General features: G+C 74.7%; 11 protein-coding genes and 1 pseudogene. 6 read left to right on the top strand and 6 right to left on the bottom strand.

The window, feature by feature from the left end; translation table 11 throughout:
- Nucleotides 1–109 precede the first annotated feature (109 nt).
- Nucleotides 110–2,110, top strand: coding sequence for an AMP-binding protein (locus AC07A6_RS02535; RefSeq protein ID WP_478775754.1), 2,001 nt, complete (start codon nt 110–112; stop codon nt 2,108–2,110).
- A 260-nt stretch (nt 2,111–2,370) separates the two neighbouring features.
- Here the strand turns inward: AC07A6_RS02535 and AC07A6_RS02530 are convergent, their stop codons facing one another.
- Entirely contained in the window at nt 2,371–4,257 is a 1,887-nt protein-coding gene (locus AC07A6_RS02530) for a GNAT family N-acetyltransferase (RefSeq protein WP_478775753.1), read from the bottom strand.
- A gap of 116 nt (nt 4,258–4,373) precedes the next feature.
- Between AC07A6_RS02530 and AC07A6_RS02525 the strand changes: the two genes are divergently transcribed.
- On the top strand, nt 4,374–4,796 hold the full coding sequence (locus tag AC07A6_RS02525; RefSeq protein ID WP_125819052.1) for a DUF350 domain-containing protein: 423 nt from the start codon (nt 4,374–4,376) through the stop codon (nt 4,794–4,796).
- Nucleotides 4,797–4,903: 107 nt separating this feature from the next.
- Here AC07A6_RS02525 and AC07A6_RS02520 read toward each other — a convergent pair whose 3' ends face one another.
- Nucleotides 4,904–6,115 (bottom strand): pyridoxal phosphate-dependent aminotransferase, encoded by a 1,212-nt coding sequence (locus tag AC07A6_RS02520; protein WP_362471282.1) that lies wholly within the window; start codon nt 6,113–6,115, stop codon nt 4,904–4,906.
- 116 nt (nt 6,116–6,231) lie between these two features.
- On the opposite strand from AC07A6_RS02520, the gene AC07A6_RS02515 reads away from it, so the two are divergent.
- The gene (locus tag AC07A6_RS02515) at nt 6,232–6,897 is read left to right on the top strand and encodes a winged helix-turn-helix transcriptional regulator (protein WP_362471285.1); all 666 of its coding nucleotides are present in this window, start codon (nt 6,232–6,234) and stop codon (nt 6,895–6,897) included.
- Here AC07A6_RS02515 and AC07A6_RS02510 read toward each other — a convergent pair.
- Together AC07A6_RS02510 and AC07A6_RS02505 are read right to left on the bottom strand one after the other, a co-directional pair.
- Nucleotides 6,894–8,099, bottom strand: coding sequence for an acyltransferase family protein (locus AC07A6_RS02510; protein ID WP_478775752.1), 1,206 nt, complete (start codon nt 8,097–8,099; stop codon nt 6,894–6,896). The two genes, AC07A6_RS02515 and AC07A6_RS02510, sit on opposite strands and share 4 nt — an antisense overlap.
- Nucleotides 8,096–9,139 carry an alpha/beta hydrolase gene (locus tag AC07A6_RS02505; protein ID WP_478775751.1) on the bottom strand — a complete coding sequence of 348 codons (1,044 nt, stop codon included), beginning with the start codon at nt 9,137–9,139 and terminating at the stop codon, nt 8,096–8,098. The genes AC07A6_RS02510 and AC07A6_RS02505 overlap by 4 nt, the downstream gene beginning before the upstream one ends.
- A 291-nt stretch (nt 9,140–9,430) precedes the next feature.
- Between AC07A6_RS02505 and AC07A6_RS02500 the strand changes: the two genes are divergently transcribed.
- The 3 genes from AC07A6_RS02500 (at nt 9,431) to AC07A6_RS02490 (ending at nt 10,548) form a co-directional block, all read left to right on the top strand.
- A complete protein-coding gene (locus tag AC07A6_RS02500; protein WP_478775841.1) occupies nt 9,431–9,808 on the top strand; it encodes a hypothetical protein in 378 nt (125 codons plus the stop codon).
- 66 nt (nt 9,809–9,874) lie between these two features.
- Nucleotides 9,875–10,006 (top strand): hypothetical protein, encoded by a 132-nt coding sequence (locus AC07A6_RS02495; protein WP_478775750.1) that lies wholly within the window; start codon nt 9,875–9,877, stop codon nt 10,004–10,006.
- Between the two features lie 104 nt (nt 10,007–10,110).
- Entirely contained in the window at nt 10,111–10,548 is a 438-nt protein-coding gene (locus tag AC07A6_RS02490; RefSeq protein ID WP_478775749.1) for an aminoglycoside 6-adenylyltransferase, read from the top strand.
- A 113-nt stretch (nt 10,549–10,661) separates the two neighbouring features.
- On the opposite strand, the pseudogene AC07A6_RS02485 reads toward AC07A6_RS02490, so the two are convergent.
- Both AC07A6_RS02485 and AC07A6_RS02480 read right to left on the bottom strand, forming a co-directional pair.
- Nucleotides 10,662–11,099 (bottom strand): annotated as a pseudogene (locus AC07A6_RS02485) (GNAT family N-acetyltransferase); the annotation flags it as partial.
- Between the two features lie 397 nt (nt 11,100–11,496).
- Nucleotides 11,497–12,672, bottom strand: coding sequence for a UDP-N-acetylglucosamine--N-acetylmuramyl-(pentapeptide) pyrophosphoryl-undecaprenol N-acetylglucosamine transferase (locus tag AC07A6_RS02480; protein WP_362471297.1), 1,176 nt, complete (start codon nt 12,670–12,672; stop codon nt 11,497–11,499).
- Nucleotides 12,673–12,776: the final 104 nt, after the last annotated feature.

Genomic DNA, 12,776 nt, shown 5'->3' with positions numbered 1-12,776 from the left:
AGGTCAACGGATCGGTCCGGACTCACCCCGAGGTGTGGTCAACTCACGTTTTGCCAACGGAACTTCGCCGCCACCAGGCCCTGTCGGTACCCGGTGGCATCATCGGGGAATGACGCAGTCACCGCAGTCATCACAGCCGGACCACCCCGCCAGCCAGGGCGCCGGCACCGTACTGGACCGCTTCGGCGAATGGGCCCGCCGCACCCCGCGGGCCCCCGCGCTCATCACCGGGGACGAGACCGTCCCGTACGCCCAGCTCGACGCGGAGTCCGACCGGCTGGCCCGGCACCTGACCGACGCGGACCTGCCCGCGCACGGCCTCGTCGCCCTCGCCCTGCCCCGGCAGCGCGAACTGGTCACCGCCCTGCTCGCCGTGCTCAAGGCCGGCCGGGTCTACACGGTCCTCGACGTCGCCGACCCGCGCGGCGGCAGGCGCCAGCTCGCCGCCCTCGCGCCGGACCTGCTGATAGCCGGCCCCGCCGACGCGGCCCGCCTCGACGCCGGCAAGGGGCTGCGGGTCCTGCACCCCGGCGAAGGCGCCGACGGCACCGCCCCGCCGCCCCCGCCCGCCCCCGGCCACGGCGCGGCCGTGCTGTTCACCGGCGCCGCCACCCCGCGCCCCGTCCCCGTCGGCCACGCCCTGCTCCTCGCCGCCTACGAAGGATGGGCCGAGACGGCCCGCCTGACCCCCGGCGACCGGCACCTGTTCACCGCCGGACCCGACACCACGCCCTTCGCCGCCGGCTGGACCCGCGCCCTGTGCTCCGGCGGCGCCCTCGTCCTGCCCGAGACCGCCGCCTGGCTGCCCGGACACGCCCTCCGAGCCGTCCGCACGGCGGAGGTCAGCGTGCTCCACACCGACCCGGCCGGCGCCGCGGAGCTGCTGTCCGAACAGGAGTCCATCGCCCCGTTCCGCCGGGAGCCGGACGCCGAACTCCGGTCCCTGAGGCTGCTCGCCGTCAGCGGGGACCGCCTCTACCTCGACGAACACAGCGCCCTCCAGGACCGGCTGCGCCCCGGCGCCCGCGTGCTCAACGTCTACGCCCTCACCGAGGCCGCCGGCACCGGCGCCTGGTTCGAACTGCCGCAGCTGCCCCGCCCGCTGGACGGGCCCGAGCGGATCTCCCTGCTCGGCACCCCCTTCCCCGGCTGCCGGGTCCGGGTGCTCGACGGGCAGCTCACCGTGGACCCGCCCGGCGGCGGGGAGACCGTGGCCACCGGCGACCTCGGGGTGCTGCGCCCGGACGGGCTCCTGGAGTTCGCCGGCAGGGCCGCCGACCGGATCGAGGCCGGGGACGGCACCCGGATCGACCCCTACCCGCTGGAGTCCGAGATCCGCACGCACGCCGCCGTGGGCACCGCCCTGGTCTCCCGCGTCGCCGTCGCCGGGGGCGGGCACCGGCTCGTCGCCTACCTCTCCCCGCCGCACGGCCTCCCGGCCGAGGTCCTGCCGGACACCGCCCGGCTCAGGGAACACCTGAAGGGGAAGGTGCCCGCCGACGCGGTCCCGCGCGCGGTGGTCCGGATGCGCGCCCTGCCCCGCACCCGCGCCGGCCGCGAGGACCGGACCCAGGTGCCGCAGCCGCCGCTGCTCCTGGCGCCCGTGGGCGGGGGCCGGGGCGGCGGCAAGTCCGGGGGAGTCCGGACGGCGGGCGCGGCCGGGAGCCAGGACGTCGTGCCGCTCGCCTTCGGCCTGGGCTGCGGCGCCCCGCTGCTGGGCCTCCTCGCCAGGGTGTTCACGGGCGTCATCTGGCCCGGCTCCACCGACCTGACCGGCGTCCCCAACCCGTGGGCCCTGCTCTTCTGGATCCTCTACCTGTGCGAGAGCCTCGCCTTCGGGGCCGGGGTGGTGTTCCTCTTCAGCGGACGCGGGCCGATGCTGGCCCAGCGGCGCGGGCGCGGCATCACCACCGCCGCCCACCTGGCGATCGCCTACCTGCTGATCGCCTGGTGGCCGCAGGACAACCTCTACCGCCTGGCGGCCAAGCAGGACTGGCCGCGCCAGGCCGCCCTGGTGTACGCCTTCAACGTCCCGCTGATGGTCGCGGCCCTCGTCGTGGCCGTCTACGCGACCCGGAAGCCGGTCAGCCCCTTCGACTTCGACGACTGACCGGCGGAGGGGCGGACTCGGGGCCGGGGCGGGGATCCGGGGCGGGGTCCGGGCCGGGGCCGGGGCCGGGAGTCGGGAGTCGGGCCGGGGACCGGGATCGGGGGCCGGGTTGGGTTGGGCCAGGGGGCTTCCGCAAAGTGGAGCCGTCCGCCCGGAGGGCGGGCCCCGCGGGGCCCGGTGCGGCGAGAGCGCATGCCGGCCGTCGAGGGGCTGGGGGCACCTCCCAGCGGTAGCTGGGGGAGCCACTTCGCGGACACCCCCTACGGGCCGTAAGCCGGGCCGGGGGATGGAACGGGGTCCGGGCCCGGGCCGGAGTCCGCCCCGAAGCCGTCGCCGGCCGCCCGGGCCCGCTCCCGCACCAGCGCCTCGGCCGCGTCCAGCGCCCGCGCGCCGCGCGCGGCCACCAGCACGCCCAGCCAGGGCTCCGGGGCGAACGCCGCCGTCGGGATCGCCGGTACGAACACGGCCCCGAGCGCGGCGCAGCCGCGTACCAGGTCCGCGCAGAGCGCCTCCACCTGCGCGTCGGGCAGCCGCGCGCCCAGCTCCACGCGGTCCGCGATCCGTACGAGGTGCCCCGCGCCCCGCAGCTCGTCCAGCCGGGCCGCCACCATGAACGCCGCCGACGGGCCGGTCAGCCGCAGGTTGGCCTCGGTCGGTGCGAGCCGCCCCGCCGGGTCGGTGACGAAGTCCACGTCGAACCAGCCCCGGTGGCCGGCCGCGGCCAGCTCCCGGCCCACCGCCGCCCCGAACGCCAGCAGCGGCCCCGCCAGGCGGTCGGGCACGACTCCGGGGCCGACCGTCGCCCCGCGGTAGCCGCCGCCGGCCACGTCCATCACTGCCGCGCCGACCTCGTGCGGCCGGCCGGCGCCGTCCACGAACCCGTCGTAGGTCAGGTCCCGCGGGAGGCGCTCGTCGGCCGGGCCGTGCACGTACTCCTCCAGGAGCAGGGGCCCGCGCGGCAGCCGGCGCAGCAGGGCCCGGGCGCCGCCGGCCGCCTTCACGACCCCGGGGGTGACCACCGTGGTGCCGGAACCGCCGACACCGTGCTCCGATTTGAGAACGGTGCTCTCGCCCGCCCGGGACCGCGCCGCCAGCAGCCGGACGGCCTCCCGGCGGGTACGGGCCCGCCACTGTGCGGGGAGCGTGATCCCCGGGTGCCCTCCGCCCGCCAGGATCCGCCCGAACAGGGCGTGCGCGGCCGACTTCGACTCGTACCGCAGCCCCTCCGGCCGCCACGGCAGCCCCGCGAGCCGGGCGTAGGGCCCGGTCAGCCCCCACGGTACGAGGGGCGGCCCGCCCTCCGTCAGCCGCCGGGCCAGTGCCGGCCGGGCCGCCACGGCGTCCGACAGGCCCGGGCCCCGCTCCGCGAGCCCGTCGTACACCTCGACCCCCGGGTCCCAGCCCAGCTGCCGGCCGACCAGGGCGACCCAGCCGGGGGGCACCGCGCGGGGCAGCACCAGCGCCGCCGGGCGGGGGCTGTAGAAGGCGGCGAGGCAGGCGTAGTCGTGCGCGGCGCGCTGCCCGGCGTCGAGGGAGGCGTCGGCGAACTGCGCGTTGAACTCGGCGACGTTGCCCACGTGCACCGCCGGCACCCCGCCCGTCCAGGCCCGCGCCCAGTCCGCGAGCGGAGCCGGCGCGGCCGCGAACCGTACGAGCCCCTCCGGGGCCGCGCCGGGCTGCTCCACGGCGCCCATCGCCCGGTAGAAGCCGGCCGCGTGCGGATCGGCGTCGATCAGCAGCCGGCGCACGCCCAGGGCGGCGGCCCGGCGCAGCACGTCCCGGTACAGCAGCCGGCCGGTGCCGAGCCCGATGGCGGAGGGCTCCACGAAGAGCAGCCCGAGCCGGGCGGCGGGCCCGTCCCCGCGACCCTCCTCGCGCCCGTCCCCGCGCCCGTCCCCGCGCCCGTCCCCCGGGCCGCCTCCCGGCCCGTCCCCGGCGTCGTCCAGGGAGGCGAGGCCCAGCAGCTCCCCGCGGGCGTTTTCGGCCACCGCGATCCGCCGGGAGGCCAGCTCCGCCTCCCGTACGCGCAGCTGCGGCGCGCACGCCGCGAGGAAGGCGGCGTCGTACCCCCAGTACGCCTTCGACCGCATCACCAGCGCCGTCAGCGCCTCCGCCTCACCGGCCCGCGCGGCCCTGACCTTTGCCATTTCCTGACCTCCCCATGGTCCGGGGCGGGGCCGTGCGATAGATTCGGCCTCCCCACGGCACCGTCCCGGCCCGTTCCGGGCCATCCTTTCCCACCCACGCGGAGACAGGCTTCTCAATGAGCGACATCGTCAACGGACTTGGCCGTACCAGCGCCTACGGCGCCCTCGGTCTGGTGCTGCTGATCCTCGGCATCGTCCTTGTGGACGTGCTGACGCCCGGGAAGCTCCCGAAGCAGATCTGGGAGGAGCGCAACCGCAACGCGGCCCTCCTGCTGAGCTCGGCCCTCCTCGGCATCGGCGGCATCGTCTTCACCTCGATCTGGACGACCTACGAGGACTTCGGCAAGGGCCTGCTGTCCACCGCCGCCTTCGGCGTGCTGGGCCTGGTCCTGATGGCCGTGGCCTTCCTGGTGCTGGACCTGGTGACCCCGGGCAAGCTCGGCGCCATCGTCGTGGACCCCGAGCCGCACCCCGCCGTGTGGGTCACCGCCTCCTGCAACCTGGCGGTCGCCGCCATCGTGGCCGCCTCGATCGCCTGACCGGCACCGGGCACGCCCGGACCGCACGACGAGAGCGGCGCTCCCCCCCGGGAGCGGCGCTCTCGTCGTTCCGGCGCGCGGTGCGCCGCGCCTACTGCCCTACCGCCCTACTGCCGGTACCCGCTCAGGAAGCGGCCGATCCGGCTGATCGCAGCGTCCAGGTCGTCGGCGTACGGCAGGGTCAGGATCCGGAAGTGGTCGGGGCGCGGCCAGTTGAAGCCCGTGCCCTGGACGACCTGGATCTTCTCCCGCAGCAGCAGGTCGAGCACGAACCGCTCGTCGTCGTGGATCGGGTGCACCTTGGGGTCGATGCGCGGGAACGCGTACAGCGCGCCCTTCGGCTTCACGCAGGACACGCCGGGGATCTCGTTCAGCTTCTCCCAGGCGCGGTCGCGCTGTTCGAGGAGACGGCCGCCCGGACCGGTCAGCTCCTTGATGGACTGGCGTCCGCCCAGCGCGGCCTGGATGGCGTACTGCGCCGGGGCGTTGGCGCACAGCCGCATGGAGGCGAGCATGGTCAGCCCCTCCAGGTAGCTGCGCGCGTGCTGCCGGGGGCCGCTCACCACCAGCCAGCCCGACCGGAACCCGGCCACCCGGTACGTCTTCGACAGCCCGCAGAAGGTGAGGACGACCAGGTCGGGGGCGAGGACGGCGGCGCTGTGGTGGACCTCGTCGTCGTACAGGATCTGGTCGTAGATCTCGTCGGCGAAGACCATCAGCCCGTGGCGGCGGGCGAGTTCGAGGATGCCCTCCAGGACCTCCCGGGGGTAGACGGCGCCCGTCGGGTTGTTCGGGTTGATGATGACCACGGCCTTGGTGCGGTCCGTGATCTTGGACGCCATGTCCTCCAGGTCCGGGTACCAGTCGGCGGACTCGTCGCAGACGTAGTGCACGGCCTTGCCGCCCGCGAGGGTGGTGACCGCGGTCCAGAGCGGGAAGTCCGGGGCGGGGATGAGGATCTCGTCCCCGTCCTCCAGCAGCGCCTGGACGGCCATGGAGACCAGTTCGGAGACGCCGTTGCCGAGGAAGACGTCGTCCACCGTCACATCGGTGAGGCCGATGGCCTGGTAGCGCTGGACCACGGCCCGGCGGGCGGAGAGCACGCCGCGCGCGTCGGTGTACCCGTGGGCCTTGGGGAGCATCCGGATCATGTCCTGGACGATCTCCTCCGGCGCCTCGAAGCCGAAGGCGGCCGGGTTGCCGGTGTTGAGGCGCAGCACGCTGTGTCCCGCCTCCTCCAGCGCGTTGGCGTGCTCGATCACCGGGCCCCGGATCTCGTAGCAGACCTCGCTGAGCTTGCTCGACTGCCGGAACTCCATGCCGTGCCCTCCCTGTTCCCGCTGTTCCCGTACTCCGGTCCCGTACTCCGGACCTCCTGCTTGGTTTTACCAAGTGGAAGCTTGGAAAGTCCAACATGTTGTCTAGACTGCGCTGCATGTCACCTCGTCAGCCACGCCGTCGAAGCTACGACCAGTACTGCGCCTCGGCCCGCGCCCTGGACGCCGTCGGGGACCGCTGGACCCTGCTGATCGTCCGGGAACTGCTGGCCGGCCCCCGCCGGTACACCGACCTCCACGCCGACCTGCCCGGCGTCTCCACGGACGTACTGGCCGGCCGGCTCAAGGACATGGAGGCGCAGGGCCTGGCCACCCGCCGCAAGCTCCCGCCGCCGGCGGCCGCGACCGTGTACGAACTGACCGCGCGCGGCGCCGGACTGCTGCCCGTGCTCACCGCACTCGCCGAATGGGGCGCCCCCGACCTCGCCGAACGCCGCCCCACCGACGCGCTGCGCGCCCACTGGTACGCGCTCCCCCTGCTGCGCCGCCTCCCGCCGACCGGGGTCCCGGCCGTGGTCGACGTGGTCCTCGACGAGGGCGTGTTCCACGTCCGCCTCGGCGGCGACGGCCCGGCCCACGGGGGCGGTCCGGTCTACGGCGACGGGCCCGCCGAAACGGCCGACGCCCGCCTCGTCCTCGACGCCGACACCTGCCGGGAGCTCGGCGAGGGCACGCTCGGCATGGCACAGGCCCTCCGGACGGGCCGCCTGCAGATACACGGCGAGGGCCCCGCGGCCGCCGCCCTGCGCGGGGACACCCCCTAGGCCAGGCCCAGCGCGAACACCGCGAAGCCCGCCGCCAGCAGCCCCGCCACGGCACGGCGTACCGCCGGGGCCCGGCGGCCCCGGGCCGGGGGCGGGGCGGCCTCGAACCGGCGGGCGTACCGGGCGATGACGGCCAGCAGCACCGCGAACACCGGCATCCACGCCGCCCGCGCCGCGATCCAGCCGAGGGTGTCGGGCGCCGTCGTCAGCCCCGGCACCGCGCCCGCGAGCGCGCCTGGGACGGCCGCCGCCAGCATCGCGGTCTGGTGCCAGCACAGGATCGTCATCGCGGACAGGTTGACCACCACCACCGGCGCCCACAGCACCGGCCGGGCCAGCAGCCGCGCCAGCCGGTCCCGCAGCAGGATCGCCGCCCCCGACTGCGCCGAGGCCAGCGCCAGCACCAGCAGCGACGGCGGATGCGAGTTCGTCCGTGCCTCGCCGGGCACCCCGACCATCGACGCCGGGTAGTGGAAGACGAGCAGCAGCACCGCGAACAGCGCCGTCCCGCCCGCCAGCAGCAGCCACGCCCCGCGCCGCCCGATCCGCCGCCCGCCCCACGCCACGCCCAGCTGGTACGCGAACATCCAGCCCGGCAGCACGTTCAGCACGGACAGCCAGGACGGCACCGACCCGGCGAGCGGCCCGTACCGCAGGAAGTCCACCACCGCGACCGACCCGAGCAGCGGCGCGGCCGCCCACCCGCCGAGCCGCTCCGCCGCCCGCACGCAGTACGGGGTCAGGGCCGTCACCACCGCGTACACCCCGACGAACCACAGGGGCTGCACCACCAGCGTGGCCCCCGTCCGCAACGTGGCCTCCGGCACGCCCGCCGCGTACAGCACGGGCGCGGCCAGCGCCCACACCGCCGTCACCCCGAGCACCGGCCGCCCCAGCCGCACCATCCGCCCCTTCAGCCAGGCCCCGGCCGAACCGGTGCGGCGGCCGAAGGAGAGGGCCGACGCGTAGCCGCCCACCAGGAAGAAGACGCCGAGCATCTGGAGCACCCAGCTCGCCGGGGCGAGGGCACCGAAGGCCGACAGCGGGCTCGCGTTGTGCAGGCCGCCCTCCGCGTCGAGGGTGAAACCGCTCAGCAGCCAGTGCCCCGTGGGCACCGCCAGCAGGGCCAGCGCCCGCAGGCCGTCCACCGCCCGGTCCCGGTGGGCGGGCGTCCGCCGGTCGATCCGTTCCGCCGCGCTCATCGGACCTCCCCCTTCGCGATCGCGGCGAACGCGGCCAGGGAGCCGGTGCCGGGCACGAAGTAGCCGGTGTGGCCGCGGACGTCGCCGGCCGGCACCCGGCGCGCGCCGAACGCGGGGGAGGCCGGGTCGGCGCCGTGGCCGAGGCCGGCGAACCGGGTGTTCGGCACGTCCGCGATCCAGTCGGAGGGTCCGCGGGCCGCCCACACGCGGGCCCGGGTGCCGAGGCCCGCGGCGGTGTCCGCGCGCATGCCGGGGGAGCCGAGGGCCACCACGTCGGAGGCGTCCGTGTGACGGGCCGCCAGACCGCAGACCACGGAACCGTAACTGTGGCAGAACAGCACCGGGTCGGGCGCCCCGACCGCGTCCAGCCCGGCGGTGAACCGGGCCAGCCGGACCGCCCCCGCCCCGGCCAGCCGCCCGGTCGCCGCGTCCAGACCCACCCCCACCGGGGTGGTGTAGCCCGTCCACGCGATGACGGCGGTCCCCTCGCCGGCGGCCGCCCGCAGCGCGCGGGCCATCCCGGCCGGCCCGGTGTGCGGGGCCCGTGCCGCGTCGTGCGTGGCGGCGTCGTTGTCCGACCCCGGCACGACCACCGAGACGTGCGCCGCGCGCTCCAGGTCCCCGAACACCTCGACGACCTGCCCCCGCCCGCGCGGGTCGAAGGCCAGGATCTGCCGGCCGGGTCCGGCGAGGGAGGCGTAGCGGGCCTCACCCGTGGCGAGGACGGCCAGCCGGTTGGCCTCGTACCGCAGGGGGAGCGGCGCCCCGTCCAGATTGCCGACCACGAGCGGGTGGCCCCGTACCAGCTCCCGGCGCGCGTCCCCGTCCAGGGCGGCGAAGAACCGCGCCACCTCGTACGGGGAGGCCGCCTCCGGATCGGGCAGCGCCCGCCCGCCGGCCGACCCCGCCCGCCAGGCGGCACTCCCGGGCGGCGGCCCGGTGACGGCCGGCCGGCTGTCCCCGGCGGCCCATCCGGCGGTCCCGGCGACGACGGCCACCGCCAGCGCTGCCGCGACGACCGTCCTACGGAAGCGGCGCATGCCCCTTCCCCCTCTCCTCGAACCGGCCCCCGTGCCGGGCCGTTGACGAGGAGGAAGGTAGGAAGGAGGTACCCGGCCGCACGTCGGACCGTGGAGCCAAGCCGGATGTCATACCCCGGTAGGGGGTGGAGGAGGCAGGGTTCTTCCGCGTCTTTCCCCGGGCTTCACGGGACGTCTGTCCCCCCTGTCCCCCTGTGTCCCCCTGTGTCCCCCTACAGCTCACCCAGGCGACGGAGGGGCCTTGATGTGCGGGTGAACATGCATCTGAACTGCGGAAACACCTTCAGGTGACTGGCGTACTCAGTTCGGCACTCTTTCAAGAGCGGAGGAGCTGCAGGTCTCACGAGGGCAGGATCATGCGCTGCTGGCCGGGGTGCCAGACGCACAGGGCGTACGGGCGGTTGTAGTCGTGCATGGCGCCTTCGCCGGTGGCGTTCCAGGGTTCGGCGCGGGCTGACCGTTGCCAACGCCACCAGCCTCGCCGCAGGCGGGCTTCACGGCCTGGCCTTGCTGTCCAACGGCACCGTCAAGACCTGGGGCGCGAACGACCGCGGGCAGCTCGGCAACGGCAGCACCAGCGGCATGAGCGGCACCCCCGTCACGGTGGGCACCGGGATCGGCGCCATCACCCACATCGCCGCGGGCGGTGATTTCAGCCTGGCGGTCTGAAGCGCACGACGCACGCGGCTGAGGGCCCAGTCTTCGTTCGGGGTTTCCCCTGTTCACGGCACCCTCGTGGACCTGGCCCTCACGCCCGAGTACCGGCGCGGATACGGCGCCCTCCGCGGCGGGCTGAACCAGGGCCGGATCGACGTCGCCCGGCTCCGGCGGGCCCTGGTCGGGGTTCCGCGGTTCCGGCCGCCGTGACGGACGCCCGCGTCGCTGGCGGTGGCAGCGCTGGTCTGAAAGGCTGCCTGAAATGAGCACCAACTACTTGTCGGGGGACTCGAGTGCGTCGTGACGATCGGTCGGTGAGCGGTTCTACTGCGCTGACGCCGGAGCGGATCGCTGAGATTGACGAACTCGTTGATCGCATCACCCGATGGGCGAAGGACCGCGAGGACATCGTTGGTCTACTCCTGGTTGGATCATGTGCCCGCAATGCTGCGCGACCCGACTCCGATGTCGACATCGTTCTGCTTACCACTGACGAGTCCCGATACCTTGACAACGCCGCCTGGGCTGGTGAGCTCGGCCTGGGCGGACTGATCCGCGCCGAGTCGTGGGGACCGATCACCGAACGACGCTATTCCACGGCCTCCGGCCTGGAAGTCGAGATCGGCATCGGTTCTCCGTCCTGGGCGAAGACGGATCCGGTCGACCTGGGGACACACCGCGTGGTGACCGATGGCGCCCGGGTGCTCCACGACCCGGCGGGCCTTCTGGGCGACCTGCTCGGTGCCTGCTGAGGGTCGTCCCGTAGCTGCTGGTCGTCACTGGGAGCGTCGCGCAGGTCCCGGATGTACCAGTGGAACCGTGTGCCGTCGTTGCTGTGCGGCTGTTTGCCGGGGGTGAATCCTGCCCGCTGCGCGACTGCAGCGGATGCCGGATTCTCCGGGTCTACCTGGATCACCGCTTCCTCCCCGCCCTCAATGGCCGCGTACCGGGACGCCAGGAGGACCGCGCGAGTTGCAAGGCCACGCCCCCTCCAGGACGGATAGAGGCCGTAGGCGACATTCACCTGGCCGGGAGCCAAGCCCCCTCCTGCGAACCGCAGGTCGATCGTCCCCGCGAGTGTCTCGTCGGCTCCCACACGGATGCCGAAAGCGCGGAGCGGCCCGGCAGTGTCCCACTGCTCCCAGCAGTGCTGGAAGTACGCTTCAATGCCCTCGCGCGTGCCGCGACCGCCGTTGAGCCAGCGAACCAGCAGCTCGTCCTCCCCTGTGAGATGCGCGTTCACGTCGTCCAGGCGCAGCGGCGACAGAGTGATGATCCCGTCGGACAGCTTGACTTCATGCATCCGCTGATTCTTGACGCCGGAACCGCGTCGCACCATCGGATTCCGCGGGAGGGCGCTCGGAGTTGTCCGGGGTTGACGAAGCCCTAGAGGCGGGCTGCGAGGTAACGAGTCCAGCTGTCGTTTGCGTGACGGGCCCAGCTCGTTGCGGTTTGTGGGTGGAGGCCGAAGAGGTCGGCGACGACGATGCGCGGCATCTGGGTGACGGCTTGGAGCAGGGCGGTGCTGCGTCCGGGGAGATGGGGAAACCTCAGGGTTCTCGGCGCACGCCGGTCACAGCTCGCCGCAAGGTGCCTGGCGGGACGTACGGAACACGCCGAGGGGGCACCCGTGGCCGCATCCCGTCCGTCGTCGTGGTGGATGCGCTGCGAGTGCCCCCTCGGGCCGGTCCGCGGGTGGGTCAGCGGGCGGCCGCCTCCAGCAGGACGTCCACCAGGCGGTCAGCGGCGTCCGGGCGGCCGTACGCGCGGGCGCGGTCGGCCATGTAGGCGCGGCGGTTGGGGTCGGTGAGGAGCGGGCCGATCGCGTCGGCGAGGCTCTGGGCGGTGACCTCGCCGAGCAGCGCGACGGCGGCGCCCGCGTCGGCCAGGTGCTGGGCGTTGTGCGCCTGCTCGTTGCCGGCCGAGGTGGCCAGCGGGACGAACACCGCCGGCTTGCCCAGCGCGGTGAGCTCGGCCAGCGTGCCCGCCCCGGACCGGGACAGCACCACGTCGGCGAGCGCCAGCACGTCAGGCAGCTCGGGGCCGACGAAGCCCGTCACGTGGTAGCGGCCCTGGAGGACCGGGTCCAGGCCGGCGGCCGCGAAGCGCAGCTCGTCCACGTTGGCCGGGCCGCACTGGTGGATCACGTTCGCGTGGCTCAGCAGCCACGGCAGCACCTCGCGCACCACGCCGTTGATCTGCTGGGCGCCCTGCGCGCCGCCGGTGACGTAGACGGTGGGCAGCCGGCGGTCGAAACCGGTGAGGTTCAGCGCGTGCACGGCCTTGTCGGGGTGCCCGGACAGCACCTCCGGGCGGACCGGGTTGCCGGTGACGACGGCGCGCCCGCGGACGTCCTCCGGCAGCAGCGGCAGCGAGGACTCCGAGGACACGGCGATGCGGGTGGCCGACCCGGCCAGCTTCCGGTTGGCCAGCCCGAGGCGCACGGTCTGCTCGTGCAGCACCAGCGGCCGCTTGCACATCCGCGCGGCCAGTCCGGCCGGCACCGCGACGTACCCGCCGGTGGCGAGCACCACGTCCGGGGCGAACTCGGACACGATCGTGCGGGCCTGGGCCACGCCGAGCGGCACCTTCGCCATGTCCTTCATGTTCGCCGCGGAGAGCATCTTCAGCGGGTTCGCCGAACGGCGGATCTTCCCGGTGGCGACGGTCTTGAACGCGATCCCCTCGGCGGGGGCGACCCGGGCCTCCAGGCCGTCGGCGGTTCCGATCCACAGCACGTCGAGGGTGCTGCCGGCGGCCGCGAGACGGCCCTGCAGGGTACGGATCGCGGTCAGGGCGGGGTAGGTATGCCCACCGGTCCCCCCGCCAGTGACGAGCAGCCGGAAGGAACGGGGAAGCGCGGAAGAAAGGTTCACCCGGCCACCCTAACCGCCCTGCTGGGGCGGGCCGCGGCGCCGGGTGGCCCGACGCCGACCGGACCGGCGGACATGGCCGGCGTCAACTGTCGGGAATGGGGTCT

This window comes from Streptomyces sp. NPDC044002, from assembly GCF_056434525.1.
This window is presented reverse-complemented; position numbering and strand designations above follow the sequence as displayed.